Below are 21,965 nucleotides of genomic sequence, written 5' to 3'. Positions count from 1 at the left end.
GAACTGTATGCACGCTATCGTTTGTCACGCCTCCAAAGACCTGCGGGTCGACCCCCAGGACGAACCGCAACCCCTCGCCCCCGATCAACTGCGCGTGCGCATTGCGCGTGGCGGCATCTGCGGTTCGGACCTGCATTACTACCAGCACGGCGGCTTCGGCACCGTGCGCCTGCGCGAGCCGATGGTGCTCGGCCACGAAGTGTCAGCGGTGATTGATGCCGTGGGTGCGGACGCCGGGCTGTTCAAGGTCGGCCAGCGCATCAGCGTATCGCCCTCGCGCCCGTGCGGCGGTTGCCGCTACTGCCATCAAGGCCTGCCGAATCACTGCCTGAATATGCGTTTCTACGGCAGTGCGATGCCGTTTCCGCATATTCAGGGCGCGTTTCGCCAGAGCCTGGTGATCGAGACGCATCAGGCACATCGGCTGGCCGACCACGTGAGCCTGGCCGAAGGTGCGCTGGCCGAGCCGCTGTCGGTGGGCCTACACGCGATTCAACGCGCCGGCGCGGTGTTCGGCAAACGCGTGCTGGTGACCGGCTGCGGCCCGATCGGCAACCTGCTGATTGGCAGTTTGCGGGCTGCCGGGGCGGGTAAAATCGTCGCCGTGGACCTGTCTGCCAGCGCCCTCGCCTGCGCCGAAAAAATGGGCGCCACGCGCACCCACAACATTGCCGACGGCGCGGAGGCACTCAAGCGCTACACCGCCGAAAAGGGCTATTTCGAGGTGATGTTCGAAGTCTCCGGAAGCGCCCAGGCCTTGCGCAATGGCCTGGAATGCATCGCGCCACGGGGTGTGCTGGTGACAGTCGGACTCGGCGGCGATGTGTCGTTGCCATTGAACCTGCTGGTGAGCCGCGAGATCGACTTGCGCGGCACCTTCCGCTTTCACAGCGAGTTTGCCCAGGCGGTGGATTTGCTCAATCGCGGTATCATTGATGTGAAACCGGTGATCTCCCACACCGTGCCGTTTGAACAGGCGGTGCTGGCGTTTGAACTGGCGGCGGACAAGACCCAGGCGATGAAAGTGGTGCTGGATTTTGGTGTGACTGACTGAGCTTGATTCAGCGTTGTGGCGGCCTTCTGGCAGGACGGGGCCCGGTCAAATGTGGGAGCTGGCTTGCCTGCGATTGCATCACCTCCGTGTACCTGATGTACCGAGGTGCCCGTATCGCAGGCAAGCCAGCTCCCACAGAAAAGCGCCATGTGGGTTGAGCAGCGGGCATCAGGTGACGGAACGGCCAGACCAGCACCTGAGGTTCAAGCGCGCTCTTCAAGCCGATCGCGCAAAAACCGATGGCTGTTGGAAAACAACCGACGGTAGGTGAGCAGCACCGCACCTACCGTGCCCAAGGCCGAGGACGCGGCGATCAGAAACATGATCACGATCTGGTAACGCACCGCGTCCACCGGGCTTTCGCCGGCCAGTACCTGGCCGGTCATCATGCCGGGCAGGCTGACGATGCCGACCACGGTCATCTGGTTCAGCGTCGGGATCATCCCGGCGCGCACGGCCTGGCGGATCGCCTCCTGGGCGGCTTCCCAGCGTGAACCGCCCAGTGCCAGGATCATCTCGATGGTGTTGCGCCCCGAGGTCAGTTCCTGGGTCATGCGCTCAATGCCCAAGGACACGCCGGTGAGGGTATTACCGAGGATCATGCCGAGGATCGGAATCGCATACTGCGGCTCGTACCACGGATGGATACGGATCACCGCAAACAACCCCACCGCCGTGACCAGCCACGAACTGCCCCACACCGACAGAATGCTGTCGACCCGTTGCCCACGGTAAGTGCGGCGCCCACGCCCCGCTGCGGATAACCCGGCGATCAAAGTCATCGCACACATCAGCGGCAGCACCACATACCAGTAGGCAAACTCGAACACCCAACCCAGCAGGTAACCGATGGCCAGCAATTGCACCACGGTACGCACGGCCGCCCACAGCAATTGGCGGCCCAGGCCCAGACGCAGCAACAGCGACAGCGCGCCGTTAATGAGGATCAGCGAGGCGGCGATGCCCATGTCCAATGCCGTGAGGTTTTGATAGTTCATGGCTGGGCGGCTCCGCTCAGGACACCGGCGCTCATGTGCAGGTGAATGGCGCTCATGCGCCGGGCCTGGTCGAGGTCGTGGGATACCCAGATATAGGCGCGGGCGTTGTCGGCGGCATACCAGGCGCTGATCAGTGCCTCGACATCGCGCGAGGACGTGGGGTCGAGAGCGGCCGTCGGTTCATCCAGCAACAGCACTTCGGAGTTCAGTTGCAAGGTGCGGATCAATGACACCACCTGGGATTCTCCGCCGGACAGGTCGCCGGCGTTTTTGCCCAGGAAGTCCGGGCTTTTACCGGCATGTTCCAGCAGCTTGGTCACTGCTTGCAGGTCGAAGCGGCGCGTGCGCAGGGTCTTGAGGCTGAACGGGAAACGCAGGTTGTCCTCCACCGTGCCCTCCAGCAGCGCCGGGCGTTGCGACAGGTAGCTGATGTGGCTGCGATAGTGGGGAATCTGCGCATTCGCAATCGGCTGGTTGTTCCACAGGATCTGCCCCGAAGTGGGCGCATCCAGCAACGCCAGCGCGCGCAGGAACACGCTTTTACCGGAGCCGGAGGAGCCGGTGATGGACACACGGTCGGCGCGTTTCAGGCTGAAATCCGTGGGTTGCAGCAACGCGACTTGGCGCCGCTCGTCCCTGCGCGTGAGGGCGCGGGTTTCGATCAATACGGTGTCGGTCATCAACTCGTACTCGGCTTAACGGCTTGCAATCGACTACTCCACTGCCTATATTTCGTGCCTGGCGCACTCCACGCCACCTTCCGCGGAAAGGGCTGCGCCCAGGATCCTGACTGAATATCACATTTCTACGACTCCCAACCTGAAAGCGGAAAAGGTTTGTGCAAGGAGATCGTATGTCGCAACGCCTCTTATCCTCGACTACCGACGGCCGCCTCAACCTTGAGCAACAGCGCAAGCGCGCTAAGGAACTGTTGCCACGCCTGAAAACCCTCGACCCGCACGCCACCTTGTCCCAGGCCCAATGGCAGGTCGCCAGGCAGCTGGGTTTCAGCAGTTGGCCCAAACTCAAGGCGCATGTCGACGCCATCGACTTCGCCGCCCGCCACCCGGACTTTGCTGCCAGCGATGAAGCCCGCACCACCCACTGGCGCTGTGGCAGTGACATTGCCCACAGCCTGCAACTGGCCGGGTTCAAGGGGCAGTTCCGCATGCTCACCGATCCGTTATGCATGGGGCCGGTGCGCGACCTGCCCAGTGAAGATTTCCGCGCGATGCGCAGTGCCTTTATCAGCCAGGCCTTTGCGCTGGACGCTGCTGAAGTAACCCACCGCGTCAATGATGAATACGACCACCTGCAGGCCCTGGCCAGCGCCGATCACAGCGTGCTGTGGTGCGAAGCGGACGCCTATGATCAGCTGTTTCTGGTCCGCGCGCTGGCCGGTCTTGAGCGCGCGCCGAAAAAGCTCGAGCTGATCGAAGTCGACCGTATTCCGGGTGTCGAACGCTTTATCGGCATCGGCCAGCTGGCGCCCGATGTATTGGCGTGGTTGTGGCCCCAGCGACGCTTGATCGATGACGCAGCGGTGCAACTGGCCCGACAGGCCTGGGCGGCTTACTGCGACAGCTCGCCGGTCAAGCTTGCGCAACTGGCCCACGGCAACCACCCGGCCCTGCCCTTTCTAGCCAACGCGTTGCTGCGCCAGTTGCAGGAGTTGCCCGGTATTGAGGATGGCCTGTCACTGACTGAACGCTTGTCGCTGCGCTACATCGCCGAGGCCGGGCCGGTGCCGTTCGGCCGGGTGTTCGCCGAACTGATGGCCAAGCGTGAGCCGCTGCCGTTCCTGGGCGACATGATGTTCCACGCGTTGTTGCGGCCACTGATCGACGGCCCGAACCCCTTGCTGGTCGAAACCGCGACCGAACGCGACTGGCCGCGCCGCGAACTGGCATTGACGCCACTGGCGCACCAAGTGCTGGGCGGCGAGGCTTATTGGTTGGACCACGCCGGGCATGAGCGCTGGGTCGGCGGCGTGTGCCTCAAGCCTGGCCAACCGCATTGGGCACTGGCCCACAACAGCCTGCCGGTGTGGCGCACCTGAGGCCGGCTCAGCGCTTGGGCGATAAACCGACGGCGCACGCCATCACTGCCGGGTCGCCCAGGTAAACGCTACGCGCAGCCGTCGAGGGTGCAGCGACCCGGCTGTCGACAGCGCGCAACATCGGTCGCTCAACCGTCGGCAGACTATGCAGGGGGTCGACAATCTCCATGCAGCGGCGCAGGGAGTTGAAATCCGGCGACTGCGACAGTGACAGGTGCAAGGTCTGGCTCACCGACACCGACACCACCGAGCTCTGTGCGCATTGCCCGTCGTAGATCAGCGTATGGCGAATCAATGGGTTGTCATGGCAGTACTTCAACAGGTTGACCTGCCGCGAACGCACCAGCGCCGTATTGATGACCAACAGGTCGAATGCCACGCAACCGGAGCGCGTCAACGCCTGCAATTCGTCGAACGAACTCAAGGGGGCGATGCGGTGGTAGCCCAGCTGGTTGAGCATTTTCTCCAGCTTGATCCGCTGCAGCAGGTCTGCATCGGCAATCAGAAGGCGTAAGGCTTTATTGGACATAGGGTAAACCTGACAGTTGGGCATCAGCGTCGATCATTCAACGTCGAACACGGTAACTGTCGGGGCTCGAACATGCCTTTAAGGCGATTCTGAAACGGGCGCTGCACGCTTTTAAGAATCGCCTCAAAGCCCTCGCACTCACCCGCCCCTACCATGGCTGCGTTCCCACACGTTGCCATGGAATTTTTGTGTTCATGTTTTTACTCAGAATGATGCTGCTGGCCGGCGGGCTGCTGGTGCTCGCGCCACCGCCAGCCAGCGCGGCGCTGAAGATCGAAGGCACACGCCTGATTTATTACGGCCAGGACAAGGCCGCCGGCATCAGCGTGGTCAACCCGGCCTCACAGCAAGTGGTGGTGCAAACCTGGATCACCAGCGAGGACGAATCAGCCGACAGCCCCGTGCCGTTTGCTGCCACCGAGCCGTTGGTGCAACTGGGCGCCGGCGAGCATCACAGGCTGCGCATCTTGTATGCCGGTGAAGGTCTGCCCGCCGATCGCGAATCGCTGTTCTGGCTCAATATCATGGAGATTCCGCTCAAATCCGCCGACCCCAACAGCGTGCAGTTTGCGATACGCCAACGGCTCAAGCTGTTCTATCGGCCACCGGCGCTCAAGGGTGGCTCGGCCGAGGCGCTGCAGCAGTTGGTGTGGAGCCGCGATGATCACAGCGTCATCGCCCACAACCCAAGCGCATTCCACCTGTCGTTGATCAATGTGCAGACGGACACCCAGCAGCTCAGCGACTACCTGCTGCTCAAACCCCTTGAGAGCAAGCGCCTGAGTACAGCGACTGCTTTACCTACAGGATCCACCCTTCACTTCACCGACATCAACGATATCGGTTTGCAGGCCCGCCATAGCGCGGTGCTCAAGTGATCAATCGCGGGAAACTTGCATTTATGTCTCTCACCAAACGTTTACTGCCCCTTCTACTGTGCGGCTGCGCGGCCCTTCCTGCCACAAGCTATGCACTGTCGTGCGTGGAAGATGGCAGCGGCGCCTATGTCGATATCAACCCGCTTGGCACCTCATTGGCGGTTGCGGCTGATGCACCGGACGGTACGATCATCTGGGAGTCGGGCCCACGCTCCACGAATGTGTTGTGCAAGGACGACCGCAACCACGGCCGCGAAGAAGTGTATTTCTACGTCAACCCGGCCAACGTCAGCATCGGCCAAGGCATCCGCGTAGGCATCCGCTACAACAACGCACCCATCACCCAAAGCACCGGTAAGGTCGGCACCGGTTTTTACTCGGACCGCGGTTGCAACTGGTCCAATTGCACAGGCTGGGACAAAGCGCGCTTTACCCTGAACTTCAGTGTATTCATCGAAAAATACGGCAAGACACCGCCCAGCGGTCAAGCCAGCACCCTGGCTCAATATCGCGTGTTCCAACTCGACGGCGTACGCGGGCTCAACACCAACCCCAACAGCAACCTCAACTACATCGTCACCGGCATGAACGACATCCGCTTCGTGCCCTGCGCGCCCGAACTGACCATTACCCCCAGTGTCGTCAACTTCCCCACCCCATCACGCAAGGCGCAGGTCGGCGCCGTGGCCAGCACCGCGAACTTCAACCTCAGCCTGCGCAAAGTCTGTGACACGCCCTACACCGTCAATGCACGCTTCGCCACCACCCCGGGTGGCGGCAGTGTCATCAACGGCTTGCTGGTGCCGGCCAACAACAGCTCGGTGGGCATCTCATTGTCTCGCGCCGACAGCGATCAGCGCCTGCCCTTCAATGACTGGTTTACGTTGCAGACACTGATGGGCTCCGGCCAGGCACGCAATGATTTTCGCGCCGACCTGAGCTGGCGCACCCTGCCGATTCCGGGGGCTTTCGAAGCCGCAGTGGTGGTGGACATGTTTTACAAGTAGCCGACGACTTTAAGGATCGTCTTATGCCGTTGGCATTGATATGCCACTACTCTGCGCCGATGCGATTGAAAAGTTACCTGCTCCAGATCAACCCCGTCCTCTCCCGACCCGAAGCAGCCAGAAGGCTGCTTCGTATTTTTGCGAGCGTGCTGCTCGTGGGCATCCTGAGCGGGGTCTATACCTTTCTGCTGTCGACCTTCAACAACGACATCTCCCAGCGCCGCGGCTACATGAGCAGCGCCATCGCCGAAGCCCATACTTTTTTCACCAACCGCGAGGCGCTGCTGCAAAGCCTGAGCCTGTCGGCGGTGCGCAAACAGTCCAGGCTCTACCCCTCCTCCGAGGAAGAACAACACCTGGAACTGGGCAACACACCCGGCAACCAGTGGAGCATCTGGCTGACCGCACGCATGCGCGACTACCTCAAGGCCAAGCAGCTCAACCTGCTGTATGTGAACGCCGGCCCCAGCCCACAGGTGACGCGGCTGTACGACGCCACCGCGCAGGTACTGCCGATTTCCAAGTGCATGCTCAACCGCCTCAAGGCCCTGCAGCACAGCGACCCGGCCACACTTAACGAGTTGTGGCTGAGCGACAACACCGAAGGCCATTCGCACCTCTACATTTTCATCCGCCTCGACGAGCGCGACCCTGAGTCCGGCTGGCTGGGCCTTGAGATGGAAAGTCGTGAAGTGTCTTCAACCCTCAGCGACCAAAGTGCCGGTGAGTTCATGATGCTCAACTCCCAGGGCATGTTGGTGTTTACCAACAGCACCGACACCCAGCTCAAGCAACAACATTTGCGGCCCGGCGAAGAAAGCTTTTTCGGCTTTGTCGGCAACGGTTTGCTGCCCGACCACCTGGTGATTCGCAAGCACTTGAAGTCTTCGGAATGGCAACTGATGTATTCCATCGACCTGCGCGCGGTGGTCACCGGCCTGTGGAAACAGCTGCTCGGCTCGCTGCTGTTCTGCCTGATGAGCCTCACGCTGATCTGGCTGGTGATGCGCCGCGTCGACCAGCGTTTCATTATTCCGTCGATCCATCGCATCCAGGCGTTGATCGAAAGCGAAGCCTTTGGCCGCGATGTGATTCAGATCGCGCCCGTGGCCCTTTGCGTGCTGCGCCGCACCGACGGCCAGGTGGTGCTGGAAAACACCCTGGCCCAGCAATGGTTGGGCAACGGCCCGGAGCGCGAGGCACTGCGGGCCGGCTGGATCGAGCAAGCCTTCGCCCAAGGCCCATGCGAACGCAGTGATTACTTTGAAACCATCGACGGCCGCCACCTGTACCTGAGCAGTGCCCCCACCCGCTATAAAGGCGAGGACGTGCTGTTTTGCGCGTTCAGCGATATCAGTGCGCGCAAGCAAGTCGAAGCAGCGCTGGAAGAAGCACGCCACTCGGCGGACGCTGCCAACGCCGCCAAGACCCTGTTCCTGGCAACCATGAGCCATGAAATCCGCACGCCGCTGTATGGCGTGCTCGGCACCCTCGAATTGCTGGCGCGCACGCAACTGGATGCCCAGCAAAGGGACTACCTGCACGCCATCGAAGGCTCGTCGTCGACCTTGTTGCAGTTGATCTGCGATGTGCTCGATGTGTCGAAGATCGAAGCCGGGCAGCTGGCGCTGGAAATGAGCGAGTTTTCACCGCTGGATCTGGTCCACGAAATCATTCAGGGCTATGCCGCAGCCGCCCAAGGCAAGGGCTTGCAGTTGTATGCCTGCTTCGACCCGAAGCTGCCCGAAAGGTTGATCGGCGACGTGACGCGCATTCGCCAGATTCTGAATAACCTGCTCAATAATGCGGTGAAGTTCACCGACTACGGCCGCGTGGTATTGCGGGTAAAGGTACTGGGCCGTGACGGTGAACGCTCCAGCCTGTTGTGGCAGGTCTCGGACACCGGCAAAGGCATCGCCCAGGAAGACCAGGCGATGATTTTCGAACCGTTTTACCAGAGTGAAGGCAACACCAATGTGGTCGCCGGCACCGGCCTGGGCCTGCCGATCTGTCAGCGCCTGACCGAATTGATGAACGGCAACATCCGCATGGTCAGCGAGTTGGGCCTGGGCAGCAGTTTCAGCCTGATCCTGCCGCTGGAAGAAGCGCCGACCACGCCGATGACCGCGCTGTTGGCCGAGACCATCTATGTAGCGTCGCCGATCCCGGAACTGGCCAACTCCGTCAGCGGCTGGCTGCGCCGCTGGGGTGCCAGGGCCCAGGCCGGCCTGCCGACGTTGCCGGACACGCATCTGCTGCTGCAAGTGCACCCCGGCAGCGTCGACCCATTGCTGGCGCCCGAATGGCCGGGGCCGGTGATTCACGTGAGCAGTAATGCCTGCACCGCCGTGGAAGCCGAGGCCGGCGCCTGGCACGTCAACCTCAACCACCTGGGTGCGATTCATCAGGCCGTGAGCCAGGCGCAAGGGCTGTGGGTGGCCCGTGCCGATGAGCAAACACGCCAGCGCGACCTGAACAAACTCAACCTGCACTTGCTGGTAGCCGAGGACAACATCATCAACCAGCTGATTTTGCGTGACCAACTCGAAGAACTCGGCTGCACCGTGGAGCTCGCGGCCGATGGTCAGGAAGCGTTGCAGCTGTACACCGCCGGTAGCTTCGACGTGGTGTTGACGGACGTGAACATGCCCCACATCAACGGCTATGAACTGGCACGCGAACTGCGCCGCCAAGGCTGCCCGTTGCCGATTATCGGGGCCACCGCCAACGCCATGCGCGGCGAGGCCGACCTGTGCCTGGCCGCCGGCATGAACCATTGCCTGGTCAAACCCTTTGCGTTGCGGGCTCTATTCAACTCCCTGGCGCCTTATGCACGGATCACCCATGAAGCCCCTTAGTATTTTGATTGTTGAGGACCATCCCCTGCAGCACATCTACCTGCAGCACTTGCTCAGTGAGTTGGGGGATTTCAGGCTGGAAACCGCCGAGGACGGCAAAGAAGCGCTGGAGCGTTTACGCCAGCGCGATTTCGACCTGGTACTGACCGACCTGCTGATGCCCGGCATGGACGGCGTGCAATTTATCCAGTGCCTGGCCAACTTGCGCAGCAAGCCGGCCCTGGCGATCATGAGCGCCGCCTCGCGGCGCATGCTGATGGCAGCCAGCCTGGTGGCGAAAAACCTCGATGTGGAAGTGATCGGGCTGATCTCCAAGCCCGTTAACGCCGAGGCCTTACGCAATCTGGTCGATCAGTTGAGGAACACGGTGCGCAAGCCCTCCCCCGAACTGCCCGAGCACATGGACATCGACCGCCATACGCTGGTGCAGGCCATGAGCAGCGGCCAGTTGCAGGCCTGGTTCCAACCGAAAAAGTCCCTCGCCAACGGGCGTATCGTCGCCGCCGAAGCCCTGGTGCGCTGGATGCACCCCGAGCAAGGCGTGATGCTGCCGGCCGCGTTCCTGCCGGCGATCAAGGCCTTCGAGCTGGAAGAACGGCTGTTGTGGCTGGTACTCAAACAGGCGATTCACGCCCAGGAGCAGTGGCGCCAACGCGGCTATGAAATCCCGGTGGCGATCAACCTGCCCACCCATCTGCTCAACAGCCATGACCTGGCGGACCGCCTGCTGGAGTTTGTGCTGCACCACGACGGCATTCCCGGAATGATCTGCTTCGAGTTGATGGAATGCTCGGTGCCCCAAGACATCAGCAACTTCTACGCCGGGGCCTGCCGCTTGCGCATCAAAGGCTTCGGCTTGTCCCAGGATGATTTTGGCAAGGGCTACAGCTCATACCTCAACCTCGTCTCAACACCGTTTACCGAACTGAAGATCGACCAGGCATTGGTGCAAGGCAGCCATGACAACGAAGGCATCGCCCAGGCGCTGGCGAGCATCATCGCGCTGGGCCGCAAGCTCGGCCTGACAGTGGTCGCCGAAGGTGTGGAAACGCCAGCGCAATTGGCGCTGCTGCGCAAAATCGACTGCAATCAGGTGCAGGGTTTCCTGATCTCCCACGCGGTGTCTTCGGACCAATTTCAGCAACTACTGAACAATGATGGCCCCGCGACATCTCACTAGCTGGAGGCCCCGGATTATTTGCCCTTTATAAAGCGCAAGCTCCATCCAGTGCCGATTTGTCCTGCGCCTGCGGAAACCCCTGATGAAGCACAACAACGCGATACTCGAAGCCTTTACCCGCAGCTCCGTACGCTTGAACAAAGGCCTGATGGTGCTGATTGGAATCGCGTTGCTGCTGCTCCTCACCAACTACTGGTCATTGCAACGCGGGGTCGAAACCCGTTATGGCGCAACACGCTTTCATTTTGCGCGGCTAATGGAAAACCTCAGCGAGCAGCAAACCTATCTCAAGAGCTTGACGCACCCAGGCATCCAGGCCGAATTGCTGCGGGCGACCAGCGTGCAGGTCAGCCTCAAGAGCCGAATGGTCGAGAACCGCCGCACGTTATATGAAGGCCAGAAGTACTCGTTTTCGGTACCGTTCGACGTCAAGTTCGATGAGCAGCAGGTCGGCGTAGCTGCCCGGCCACCGATTTTTGCCCTGGGCGCGCACCTGACCAGCTACTACAGCGCCTTCTGGTCTTCGTCACCGTACGAGGCACCGCAAACTTATCTGTTCAATCGCCAGACCCACTACACCATCACCATTCCCTCCGTGGGCTATCAGCGTCGCGAAAGCACTGAAGAGACCGGCAACCAGGTGGCGCTGGTCAATGCTGTGCAGCAAAGCCTTGCGCAGACGCCACAGGTACTGGAGCAGGATTGGGTGTACTGGAAAGCAGGGCCGGAGCCCGAGCACTTGCTGGCCTACATTGGCCTGTCACTCGACGGCCAGGGCCAGACGGTGATCGGCACCCTGCTCGACCTGTCGCAGGTCGACGATGTGCAGCGCGCGCTGGATCACTCCGCGTTTGATCGCTTCACCTTGTTTGCGCCCGACGGCACCCGTTTGGTAGGGCCAGCCACCGAGCCGTCGCTCAGCAATGGCGTGCACTTCACGGCACATGGCTTTGAATTCAAGATTACCCAGGCTGGCGACCGGCCCTGGAGCGCAGTCTATGGCCTGAACTACTCGCACTTCTTCCACTCGGCCTTATGGCCATTGAGCACCCTGGCGCTGCTGCTGGTCAGCCTGATAACCCTGGGCTGGGCCGGCAGCCGCTGGTACCGGCGCCAGGTGATCAGTCCGGCGCGCCTGGCCCACGAACGCATCGCCGAAAGCGTGGCGTTCAGCCGCGTGATCATCGACACCGCGCCCACCGGCTTGTGCGTGGTGCGGCGCAGCGACGGCAAGGTGCTGATCGAAAACCAGCGCGCCCAGCAGTGGCCGGGCACCGCACGTCTGGTGGCGGCCATGGCCGGTCAACACGACGGCGTCGAGAACGGCGAAAGCCACTTGGAGATCGAAGGCCGGCACCTGCAAATCGGTTTCGTGTCGACCCGTTATCAGGCCGAGGACGTGCGCCTGTATGCCTTCAACGACATCACCCGGCACATTGAAGACGCCCAGGCGCTGGAAGAGGCACGTCACGCCGCCGATACCGCCAACGAGGCCAAGACGTTGTTCCTGGCGACCATGAGCCATGAGATCCGCACCCCGTTGTATGGCGTGCTCGGCACCCTGGAATTGCTCGGCCTGACCGATCTGGATCCGCATCAGAAGACTTACCTACACACCATTCAACGTTCGTCCGCCACGCTGTTCCAGCTGATCAGCGATGTGCTGGATGTGTCGAAGATCGAGTCCGGGCAAATGGCAATAGAAGCCGTGGACTTCTGCCCGCTGGACATGCTCGAAGACACCTTGCATACCTACGCCGCTTTCGCCCAGCGCAAGGGTCTGCAACTCTACAGTTGCATCGACCCGCAGTTACCGGACTGCCTGATGGGCGACCCGATGCGCATTCGCCAGATCCTCAATAACCTGGTGAGCAATGCGATCAAGTTCACCGACATCGGGCGCGTGGTGATTCGTGCCCGGGTGATGGCGCTGGACGCCGAGCATGTCGACCTGGAATGGCAAGTCACCGACTCCGGCGTCGGCATTCCCGAAGCGCAGCAGGCCAAGCTGTTCGACCTGTTTTACCAGGCGCCGGACACCGCCAGCGAAGGCGGCGCCGGGCTGGGACTGCCCATTTGCCGCTGGCTGGCGCAGATGATGGACGGTGAGATACGGGTGGTCAGCGAGCCGGGGCTGGGCAGCAGCTTTACCCTGAAAATGCGCCTGCCGCTGTGCTGCGGCACGCTGACCAACCTGCCGCTGATCGAACCCAGCCCGACGCCGGTGTACGTGCAGGCGCCGGTGCGCGAACTGGCGCAGTCGATGAGTGACTGGCTCAATCGGCTAGGCATCGCAGCGGCCTTGGCGGCGACCACCCAGGAAAAAGACAGCCGCCACGCGGTGCTGGTGGACCTGCTGCCCAGCGAGCCCGCCAAGCCATGGGGCGGCCAACGCGTGCTGTGCCTGCCGGGCGCACACAGCCCGCCGCTGCACACGGCGCAAGGCTGGGTGGTCGACCTGCACGATGTGCGCAGCATCGCCAGCACCGTGTCCCTGGCGCAGCACGGCAAGCATGAGCAACCCGCAGCGGCCCGGCCACAAAGCATCGGGCAGTTGGGGTTGCGCATCCTGGTGGCCGAGGACAACCCGGTCAACCAGGCGATCATCAAGGAACAGCTCGAAGCGCTCGGCTGTTCGGTGAGCCTGGCCGCCAACGGCGAGCAGGCGCTGCAACAGTGGCAACCCCAGGCGTTTGACCTGGTGCTGACCGACGTGAATATGCCGTTGATGAATGGCTATGAACTGGCCAGGACCTTGCGTGAGCATGACCCGCACCTGCCGATTATCGGCGTGACCGCCAACGCCATGCGCGAGGAAGGCGTGCGCTGCCTGGCGGTGGGCATGAACGCCTGGATCGTCAAGCCGTTAAGCCTGCAAACCCTGCGCGGGCAGTTGATCAAGCTGTGCAAGGTCAAGCCGGCGCCGGAGCCTGCCACTGCGTCCTGCGACGACAGCGTGCAGCTGTCGGACAAGATGCGCCCGTTGTTCATCAGCAGCGTGCAGCAGGACTTGCAGCGTATCGATACCGCCCTGACGCAACGTGATGCCCACGGCCTGGGCCAATTGCTGCATTCGGTCGCCGGCGCCCTGGGCGCAGTCCAGGCGCTGAACCTGGCCCAAGCGTGCATCGAACTGGAAAGCGCACTTAACCGCGGCAGCCTCGACACGGCACTTGAACTCAAGGTGAAGGCGGTGATGCAGCGTCTGTCGGCCGTTCTGGAAACTCTCCAGCCCGGGCACTCTTCACTCACTTGAACTGGCACTACGGACGGCCCTTTATGAAAAAATTCAACGTGGTAATCGCGGACGATCACCCGATCGTATTGCTGGGTGTTCGCGAGTTGGTAGAGCGCGACACACGCTTCCAGGTGGTCGGCGAGGCCGTGTGCTCGGCCGGCCTGATCGCGCTGTTGCAGCACCAGGGCGCCGACATTGTGATCACCGACTACAACATGCCGGGCGACTCGCCCTACGGCGACGGCCTCAAATTGGTGGAGTACCTCAAGCGGCATTTTCCGCAGGTGCAGATCCTGATCCTGACGATGATTTCCAACCACCTGATCCTCACCCGCCTGCAAGAGCTGGGTGTGGTCGGCATCATCCAGAAAAGCCAGTTGCACACCGAGATTCAATTGGCGCTCAAGGCGATCGCCCAGCAGAGCGCCTATCGCAGCCTGGAACCGCCAAAAACCTCGGTGATCGAGACGCTTACGGCTATTGACGAGCGCTTTACCAGTTTGTCGCCCAAAGAGTTCGAGATCCTGCGCTTATTTATTTCCGGCATGAGCGTCAGTGATATTGCGCGCAGCCAGAATCGCAGTTCAAAGACCATCAGCGCGCAAAAGATCTCGGCCATGCGCAAACTTGAAGTGAGCAGTGACCAGGACCTGCTCGCTTATTGCCTGGCACGTAACATTTTCAACTAACCGACAACTAGCAAGCCATTTAAAACAATGGCTTCGCCCTTTATTTGCTGAGTATTCACACGCCCTTGCACCGCTCTAAACCGTCCGTTTCCTGACTTATAAGAATCGTCTTATTCGCTCGCTTGCCCTCGCCGCTTATTCTCCTCTCGCAGTTCAACAACAGCATTTTCCAACTAACACTAACGGACATCATCATGAAGAAGTTTTCCCTGGCTGTTATCGCCTCGGCCATTATCGCCGCTTCCGGCAGCGCATTTGCCGTCGACCCGGCACCGACGCCGACCCTGGGCGGCAGCGGTAAAATCACCTTCACCGGCGTGATCAACAACGATGCCTGCTCGGTCGACGGCGCCAACTCCGACCGCACCATTTCGGTGGACATGGGCAACGTGTCGATCAAGGACATGGGCACCGCCGAAAACCCAACCGCAGGCCGTGTCACCGCCAAAGACTTCAACCTGAACGTCAACTGCAACCAGGGCACCAAAGTCGCGATGATCTTTGACGCCAACAACGGCGGTTCGGGCCTGGTCACCGGCAAAAAAGTCCTGGCCCTGAACCCGGGTTCGGCCACTGCACAAAACGTCGGTATCGCCCTGCTCGACAGCAAAGGCAGCCTGATCGACCTCAGCTCTTCCAGCACCGCGCGCATCGAAAGCACCATGCACGGCGCCGGCACTACTGGCGGCGACGCCACCCTGAGCTTCGCGGCCGCCTACGTCACCACCGCAGCCGCCGGTTCGTCCACCGCCGGTCGCGGTGATGCCACCCTGCCGTTCATCCTGCAATACGAATAACTCGGCGCCCCAGGCACCGAACGCGCGAGGCCCTGCGGCCTCGCCATTGTCTTTTGATTACACCGGATAACCCTCATGCCGCCTCGTTCTATCGCCGCATGCTTGGGGCTACTGGGCTTGCTTATGGCTGCCCAGGCCGCCGCCAGCATTTCATTGAATGCCACCCGCATCGTGTTTGATGGCGACCACAAGGAAGCCAATATCACCGTGCGCAACGGCAACCAGGATGTGTTGATTCAATCCTGGGTCGACATGAACGATGCCAGCGCCAGCCGCGCACCGTTTGCCGTCACCCCGCCATTGGCGCGGGTATTCGCCAAGGAACAACAATTGCTGCGCATTCTGTACGAAGGCAAAGGCATGCCCACGGACCGCGAGTCGGTGGTGTGGCTCAACGTGCAGGAAATCCCCAAGGCCAGCGCCGCCGAGAACACCTTGCAGTTGGCCATCCGCCAGCGCATCAAGATTTTCTACCGCCCTGCCGGCCTTACCGGCAGCGCGCTGCAAGCGCCTGCGCAACTTGAATGGACACTGGCCAAACACGGCGGCCAGACCCTGCTGCAGGTGAAAAACCCGACGCTGTATCACGTGTCCATGGCCGACATCAAAGTACAGTCGGTGCTGGCCAGCGACTCCACCATGATTGCGCCTGGCGAGCAAAAACAGTTCCCGATCGCAACAGCCATCGCCAACGGCCCGGTGCAGCTGTCGTTTTCCAGCATCAATGACTATGGCGCGCAGAACCACTACAGCGCGCCCCTGTCGAGCGGCGCTGCGCTACCTGCGCACGCGACTGAATCGCGCCTCAAACCCTAAGTAGCTTCTCTAACCCACAGGCTCACTTCGCGTGCGTGTTTGCGTGCCCGGCTGTCCGTCAATCAGGGATGTCATAGGTCTTCGCATGTCTTTTCTTTCCAGCAACAGGCCCGCACGTGGCGTACTGAAGTTGAAGACGCTGTCGCTCGCGATGGCTGCCAGCCTGCCGACCTGGGCGGTGGCCGATGACGCAGCGCAAAGCTTCAACACCACGTTCCTGCAGGGCTCGCAGTCGCCAGTCGATTTGCAGCAACTACTCTCAGCCAACAGCGTGCTGCCGGGCAATTACCGGGTCGACCTGTACAGCAACGAAGTGCTCGTGGGCCGGCGTGATATCGACTTCAAGCGCAACCCGAACAACGGCCGGGTCGAAGCCTGCCTGACCCTCGACCTGCTCAAGCAATTGGGCGTCGACATGGGCCGATTGCAGGCCGAAGGCAAACTCGACCCGCAACAACCGCAAGAGTGTTATGCCCTCGCGGACATGATCGAAGACGCCAGCGTGCGTTACGACAGCAGCCGCCTGCGCCTGTTGGCAAGTATTCCGCAAGTGGCCATGCAGCGCGGCTTGCGCGGGTATGTCGACCCAGAGTTGTGGGACGACGGCGTGCCGGCCGCGTTCATCAACTACCAGCTCAACAGCAGCCGCACCGCCGGCGACTATAAAACCCGCATCGCCAATAACCTCGGGCTGCGCAACGGCATCAACCTGGGCGCCTGGCGCCTGCGCAACGAATCGAACATGAGCAGCGGCACCGACCGCTCGAACACCTTCACCAGCAACCGCACCTACGTGCAGCACGACGTGACCGCGATCAAGGGCCAGTTCAGCGCCGGTGAGATTTTCTCCGACACCGACCTGTTCGACAGTGTGCGCTATCGCGGCCTCAAACTGGCCTCCGACGACGGCATGCGTGCCGACAGCGAGCGCGGCTACGCGCCGGTGATTCGTGGCGTGGCGCAGACCAACGCGACCGTAGAGATCCGCCAGAACGACTACATCCTCTACACCGCCAACGTTGCGCCCGGCCCGTTCGAGATCAACGACATCTACCCCAGCGGCTCCAACGGCGACTTGCAAATCACCGTGATCGAAGCCGACGGCAGCCGGCGGGTGACGATGCAGGCGTTTTCCAGTTTGCCGATCATGGTGCGTGAAGGTCAGGTCAAGTACAGCCTCTCGGCGGGCACGTTCAAGAGCAATGCCGACGGCCTGGGCAGCCCGCGTTTTCTCAGCGGCACGCTGGCATATGGCTTGACCAGCAACCTCAGCGGCATCGTCGGCCTGCAAGCCAGCGAGGACTACAGCGCGCTGTCGATCGGCGCTGGCAGGAACACTGCGTTCGGCGCCTTCTCCCTGGATACCACGCACTCGTCCAGCAAAGCGCGCGGGCAAACCCACCAGGGCAGCAGCGTGCGGGCGTTGTACGCGAAGACCTTTGCCGGCACCGACACCAACTTCACCCTGGCCGCCTACCGTTACTCCACCGAGGGCTACCGCACCCTCACCGACCACGTGGAAGACAACAGCGAAGACGTGCGCGTGCGCACCGGCCATTCAAAAACCCGTACCGACCTGACCATCAACCAGAGCCTGGGACGTAACAGCGAGTTTGGCAGCCTGTACGTCAACGCCAGTGACCAGCGCTATTGGAACCGTGGCGGCTCGCGCAGTTTGTCCGCCGGCTACACCGGCAATTGGGGCGACCTGAGCTACAACCTTGGCGTGACGCGCACCCAGCAAATCGTCACCTATGGCGAGCCCAGCAGCGACACCCAAGTGAACCTGTCCGTCTCATTCCCACTGGGCAGCCAGGCCCGTGCGCCGCGAGCCTTTGTCACTACCAGCCATCAGCGCGGCGACACCACCACGCAAGCGGGTATCAACGGTTACGTCGCCGATACCAGTGACACCTTCTATTCGGTGCAGGCGGGCCATAGCGATACCAGCGGCGACTCCGGCTCGGTGAATATCAACAGCCGCACCTCTATGGCGGATGTGAGCCTGGGTTACAGCCAGGGTCAGGGCTACAACTCGCAGAACCTCAACCTCGCCGGCTCCGTGGTGGCGCACGCAGGTGGCGTCAACCTGGGGCAGACCGTCAGCGAAACCTTCGCCCTGGCTGAAGTGCCGGGTATCTCGGGGGCTAAAATCGGCAGCTACAGCGGCGTCGAGACCGGCTACAACGGCTATGCGGTGATCCCCACGGCGCAACCTTACCGGGTGAACTGGATCAGCCTGGACACCCGCGACCTGGGCGGCGATGTGGAAATCACCAACGCCACCCAGCAACTGGTGCCGCGCCGTGGCGCTATTGTAGTTGCGCGTTACAGCGGCACCACCGGGCGACGGGTGTTGTTCGAGCTGTTTGATGCGCAGCACAAGCCATTGTCGTTCGGGGCTTCGCTGGAAGACTCGGCAGGTAAGCAACTGGCGATTGCAGATCCGAACGGGAATGCGCTGGCGCTGGTGGAGCAGGACCAGGGGACGCTGGTCATCAAGTGGGGCGAGCAGCGCTGCAGTGCAAGCTATGCGCTACCGCCGCAGAACAAGGCGTTGAACTATGAGCGGCAGGCGTTGGTGTGTGGGCCTTGAGGGGTGGTGGCTCGTCTGCTTTTCTGTGGGAGCTGGCTTGCCTGCGATGCAAACACCTCGGTGTATCAGGTAAACCGAGTTGATGCCATCGCAGGCAAGCCAGCTCCCACCTTTGACCGAGTATGGCTCTGCTGCTGACGTTGCTCTGGCCCTTACATCACCAAACCAGCTCCCACATTCGGGATTGATGTATAGCCTGATTAGGCTAAGGTGCTGCCCACACGCTGCCACCGCCGAGACATCCCATGCGCCACCTGATTTTCGCCAGTGTCTGCCTGCTGACCACCGCCCTGACCGGCTGCCAGCAGACCCCGCCGGCCAACGACCAACTCGACGCCGTGCTCTGGACCCAGACCTCCATCGAGCACGAGTTGATCTACCGCCAGCTGTTCGCCAACGCCACCCGCCAACTCGACGTGGCCCTGGCCGACCCGACCTGGGATGCCCTGCCCTTTCCACCCCGCAACCTGAACGGCTTGCCTCCAGCGGTGGTGGTGGATATCGACGAAACCCTGCTGGACAACGTGCCGCTGAACGCGCGCGACATCATTAACAATCAAATCTATTCCTACGATCGCTGGAACACCTGGGTCGACCAGGCCAAGGCCCAGGCATTGCCGGGCGCAGTGGCTTTCCTGCAAGCCGCCGAGCAAAAAGGCATCAAGGTTTACTACCTCACCAACCGCGAACACAGCCAGGTCGCGGCCACTGTCGCCAACCTGCGCCTGCGTGGTTTTCCGGTGACCAGTGACACGCAGGTCCTGGCCGCCAGCACGCCCATCGGCCGTTGCGAAAGCGCCGGCTACGGCAAGACATGTCGCCGTCAGTGGGTCGCCAGCCATGCCCGCGTATTGCTGATGGCCGGGGACTCGCTGGGTGATTTCGTGCAGGCCGAACACAACACCCTTGCCGCCCAACGTAAAGCGGTGGAACCCTATGTGAGCTGGCTGGGGCAGCGCTGGTTCCTGCTGCCGAACCCGAGTTACGGCAACTGGTACAGCGCGCCGTATGGGGATGATGAGAAGTTGCCGTTTGAACAAAAACGCAAGCTCAAACAGCAGGCATTGCAGTTGGAACAATAAGAGGCTGGCTGGTGCTCAGGCTTTGATGTTCTGCCGAATGTTCCAGCCAAACTTCACTGGCCCGCCGTCCTTGGTACCGTCGGCCTTCTGCGGCTGGTAGCTGACGTCGACGCTGGCGAAATTGAGAGCGACGCTGTCATGCACGACGTCGGTGTTGCTTTCAGCATTCGTGCTGTAGGACACCACCATGACTTCCTTCAGGGTAATCACCAGATACTCCACCGGGCTCGCACCGCCGGCCTTGCGTACCACCAACCTGGCCTCGGGGTAATGCTTGCCGCTGGCGCAGGCCATCATCAGGTTGGAGCTGGATTTATCCAGCGGTTTGGTCAGGTTCAGGTTGGCGATATTGACCTTGCCCGCACCGCCGCCCGTACCGCTGTGCATCGAACCCGACTGCGACATGCCCCACGCCCATTGGGTGATGTCGATCTCGTCGCGATGAGCCTGGTCCCTTGATTCACCCTTGATATCACCCAGCTTCAAAAACATATCGACTGCCATGTTTGCTCCTTGCCTTGGTATGCGTCGGTAGTGACGTGGGGCGCACTTTTCCTCAGCCGCAGCGGTGCGCGCAAGACGCAGAAGGCAGTTAGAGATGCACCCGACGTTAAATGGCGAACCTTCCGACATTCAGCGGCACCGCCTCATCTTTAGGCTCTCGACTCCCGCAATAACAGGAGTTAAGGATGACGGCTTCCCTGCTCAAAGATGGATTCCCTTCGGCCCACCGCACCACGCGTCAGCGGATTGAAAGCAGTATTGATCTGCGCAAGTTGTTCTTCACCATCGATAGCGACCCGGCGCTGATTGGCGCGGGGGTGGTGTATATCGATGACATGTTTAACGTGGTGGTACTGCGTGAGTTTCAGGCGATTTGCAGTGTGCGACCGATCAAGGTCGTGCTGCGTGAGGCGCCCAAGTATGTGGGGCCGGTGGAGTTCAAGCGGATGTTGGAGCATGAGCCGCGCGAGTCGGAATGGGTGGCTGAAGCGCTTGGCACGGCGGTGACCTGTACGGGGGCGATTCTGAGTTGGGTAGTCATTACCAGTGGCGTGATGTTGATGCCCTTTACGGCGGGGACGAGCGCGGTAATTACGTTTATCGGCAAGGCTGCTCTGGCTGCCAGTATGACCCAATGCGCCATCGGGTTAGGTCGAACCAGTGTAGAAGCGTTTGCGCCCCAATACCTTGATCTTCTGGATAACGAAACCTGGTATCAGGCCGTTGTTACGACGCTGGATGCCATTGCATTACTTGGCGTCGCCACTTCTGCCTTGACCACAATCAAAACAATAAACACAGCAACAAGAGTCACTGGCAAACCTCTCAAACAAGTACTCAAAGGTCTGAACCGGCAAGAACGAGCGAGACTGAATGATGAATTGCTCAGGCTTCGTGATCCTCGATTAACCCTAAAAATCCTCAAGGTGAAACAAGCCACCGGCGTATTACCAAAACGAATCAGTGCCACAGAAATGCAACTTGCTACCGCCAATCACATAAAAGACACCTTGGCTGCAACCCTGGGTTTCGCGAGCAGCTCGATGCCAGGAAATATCAAGACGTGGGCTATTGGTATCTACGAGGAAGTCAGCCAGTGAGCAAGCATGTACCAAAAAAAGGTCTTAGCGGATCCGAAAAGGATGAAATATATGAAGATCGCAAAGCCCTGACCTCTGAGGATCGCGCTTACGCATACTTCTATTTTGAGAACCCACAAACGTTCAGGAGACGCTACGCGCTAGTGATTGGCGCCGATCTAATTACCGGCTGCTCCACGATTGCAATGACTGCCGCCTTACTGTTGCTGACCTTTCTCTCCAGACTTCCGGAAGACCTTGCAATTAAGATCTGTTTTCTCGGCAGCATCGCAGCAGGCCTTGTCCTGTTTTTTTCCAAGGCTCAGGTCAACTATGGGCATATCCGCGCGGTATGGATCAGTGTCGGTATTTACTTAATTTGCTTGCTGATATCCCTACCCGCAATTGCGTACCGCCCGCCGCTTTTTCTCTACGCTATGTCATTGCTTAGCCCACTGACCGGCCTGCTGATCCTCAACAGCAACCGCTGCCGCGAACTGCGCCACAAGATGGTCGAAATCCGCCTCAAGCGCGAAGACATCATCGCCACCCTGAAAAAACAGGGCCGCTGGAAATGGTGGTGAGCGCCCTGCCACCTGTA

The 21,965-nt window shown here is 60.9% G+C and carries 18 protein-coding genes; 14 read left to right on the top strand and 4 right to left on the bottom strand.

All coding sequences use genetic code 11. From position 1 onward, the window contains the following. Positions 1 to 7: 7 nt before the first annotated feature. Positions 8 to 1,054 (top strand): L-idonate 5-dehydrogenase, encoded by a 1,047-nt coding sequence (locus tag AB4P96_RS12385; RefSeq protein WP_395600823.1) that lies wholly within the window; start codon positions 8 to 10, stop codon positions 1,052 to 1,054. A 203-nt stretch (positions 1,055 to 1,257) separates the two neighbouring features. Here the strand turns inward: AB4P96_RS12385 and AB4P96_RS12380 are convergent, their stop codons facing one another. Together AB4P96_RS12380 and AB4P96_RS12375 are read right to left on the bottom strand one after the other, a co-directional pair. Continuing rightward, positions 1,258 to 2,052: an ABC transporter permease gene (locus AB4P96_RS12380; RefSeq protein WP_017139579.1), complete on the bottom strand. Its 795-nt coding sequence runs from the start codon at positions 2,050 to 2,052 to the stop codon at positions 1,258 to 1,260. Further along, complete coding sequence (locus AB4P96_RS12375; protein ID WP_177034821.1) at positions 2,049 to 2,732, bottom strand: ATP-binding cassette domain-containing protein; 684 nt, start codon at positions 2,730 to 2,732, stop codon at positions 2,049 to 2,051. The genes AB4P96_RS12380 and AB4P96_RS12375 overlap by 4 nt, the downstream gene beginning before the upstream one ends. A 173-nt stretch (positions 2,733 to 2,905) precedes the next feature. Between AB4P96_RS12375 and AB4P96_RS12370 the strand changes: the two genes are divergently transcribed. Further along, complete coding sequence (locus AB4P96_RS12370) at positions 2,906 to 4,111, top strand: DUF1835 domain-containing protein (RefSeq protein ID WP_395600822.1); 1,206 nt, start codon at positions 2,906 to 2,908, stop codon at positions 4,109 to 4,111. Between the two features lie 7 nt (positions 4,112 to 4,118). On the opposite strand, the gene AB4P96_RS12365 is transcribed toward AB4P96_RS12370, so the two are convergent. Continuing rightward, complete coding sequence (locus AB4P96_RS12365; RefSeq protein WP_017139582.1) at positions 4,119 to 4,640, bottom strand: hypothetical protein; 522 nt, start codon at positions 4,638 to 4,640, stop codon at positions 4,119 to 4,121. A 194-nt stretch (positions 4,641 to 4,834) separates the two neighbouring features. Here AB4P96_RS12365 and AB4P96_RS12360 point away from each other — a divergent pair, with 194 nt between their 5' ends. From AB4P96_RS12360 to AB4P96_RS12315, 10 genes are all read left to right on the top strand, one after another. Further along, positions 4,835 to 5,518, top strand: coding sequence for a molecular chaperone (locus AB4P96_RS12360; protein ID WP_178111066.1), 684 nt, complete (start codon positions 4,835 to 4,837; stop codon positions 5,516 to 5,518). Between the two features lie 23 nt (positions 5,519 to 5,541). Beyond that, the gene (locus AB4P96_RS12355) at positions 5,542 to 6,525 is read left to right on the top strand and encodes a fimbrial protein (RefSeq protein ID WP_026013883.1); all 984 of its coding nucleotides are present in this window, start codon (positions 5,542 to 5,544) and stop codon (positions 6,523 to 6,525) included. A gap of 59 nt (positions 6,526 to 6,584) precedes the next feature. Next, a complete protein-coding gene (locus AB4P96_RS12350) occupies positions 6,585 to 9,383 on the top strand; it encodes an ATP-binding protein (RefSeq protein WP_138450264.1) in 2,799 nt (932 codons plus the stop codon). Beyond that, positions 9,370 to 10,563: an EAL domain-containing protein gene (locus AB4P96_RS12345; protein ID WP_017139586.1), complete on the top strand. Its 1,194-nt coding sequence runs from the start codon at positions 9,370 to 9,372 to the stop codon at positions 10,561 to 10,563. Before AB4P96_RS12350 ends, AB4P96_RS12345 begins: the two co-directional genes overlap by 14 nt. An 82-nt stretch (positions 10,564 to 10,645) precedes the next feature. Then, the gene (locus AB4P96_RS12340) at positions 10,646 to 13,819 is read left to right on the top strand and encodes a response regulator (protein ID WP_395600821.1); all 3,174 of its coding nucleotides are present in this window, start codon (positions 10,646 to 10,648) and stop codon (positions 13,817 to 13,819) included. Between the two features lie 23 nt (positions 13,820 to 13,842). After that, positions 13,843 to 14,490, top strand: a complete 648-nt coding sequence (locus tag AB4P96_RS12335) for a response regulator (protein WP_099549954.1) — start codon at positions 13,843 to 13,845, stop codon at positions 14,488 to 14,490. Between the two features lie 194 nt (positions 14,491 to 14,684). Then, positions 14,685 to 15,287: a fimbrial protein gene (locus AB4P96_RS12330; RefSeq protein WP_017139590.1), complete on the top strand. Its 603-nt coding sequence runs from the start codon at positions 14,685 to 14,687 to the stop codon at positions 15,285 to 15,287. Between the two features lie 75 nt (positions 15,288 to 15,362). Then, positions 15,363 to 16,103 (top strand): molecular chaperone, encoded by a 741-nt coding sequence (locus AB4P96_RS12325; RefSeq protein ID WP_395600820.1) that lies wholly within the window; start codon positions 15,363 to 15,365, stop codon positions 16,101 to 16,103. An 85-nt stretch (positions 16,104 to 16,188) separates the two neighbouring features. Next, on the top strand, positions 16,189 to 18,699 hold the full coding sequence (locus tag AB4P96_RS12320; protein ID WP_395600819.1) for a fimbria/pilus outer membrane usher protein: 2,511 nt from the start codon (positions 16,189 to 16,191) through the stop codon (positions 18,697 to 18,699). Between the two features lie 245 nt (positions 18,700 to 18,944). Continuing rightward, the gene (locus AB4P96_RS12315) at positions 18,945 to 19,781 is read left to right on the top strand and encodes a 5'-nucleotidase, lipoprotein e(P4) family (protein ID WP_236462008.1); all 837 of its coding nucleotides are present in this window, start codon (positions 18,945 to 18,947) and stop codon (positions 19,779 to 19,781) included. Positions 19,782 to 19,796: 15 nt separating this feature from the next. On the opposite strand, the gene AB4P96_RS12310 is transcribed toward AB4P96_RS12315, so the two are convergent. Next, entirely contained in the window at positions 19,797 to 20,285 is a 489-nt protein-coding gene (locus tag AB4P96_RS12310) for an Hcp family type VI secretion system effector (RefSeq protein WP_395600818.1), read from the bottom strand. Between the two features lie 185 nt (positions 20,286 to 20,470). Here AB4P96_RS12310 and AB4P96_RS12305 point away from each other — a divergent pair, with 185 nt between their 5' ends. Both AB4P96_RS12305 and AB4P96_RS12300 read left to right on the top strand, forming a co-directional pair. Continuing rightward, positions 20,471 to 21,385, top strand: coding sequence for an NAD synthetase (locus AB4P96_RS12305; protein ID WP_170040394.1), 915 nt, complete (start codon positions 20,471 to 20,473; stop codon positions 21,383 to 21,385). Next, complete coding sequence (locus AB4P96_RS12300) at positions 21,382 to 21,948, top strand: hypothetical protein (protein WP_395600817.1); 567 nt, start codon at positions 21,382 to 21,384, stop codon at positions 21,946 to 21,948. Before AB4P96_RS12305 ends, AB4P96_RS12300 begins: the two co-directional genes overlap by 4 nt. Positions 21,949 to 21,965 lie beyond the last annotated feature (17 nt).

It is taken from the genome of Pseudomonas sp. B19125 (assembly GCF_044218855.1).
GTDB classification, from domain to species: domain Bacteria; phylum Pseudomonadota; class Gammaproteobacteria; order Pseudomonadales; family Pseudomonadaceae; genus Aquipseudomonas; species Aquipseudomonas edaphica.
This window is presented reverse-complemented; position numbering and strand designations above follow the sequence as displayed.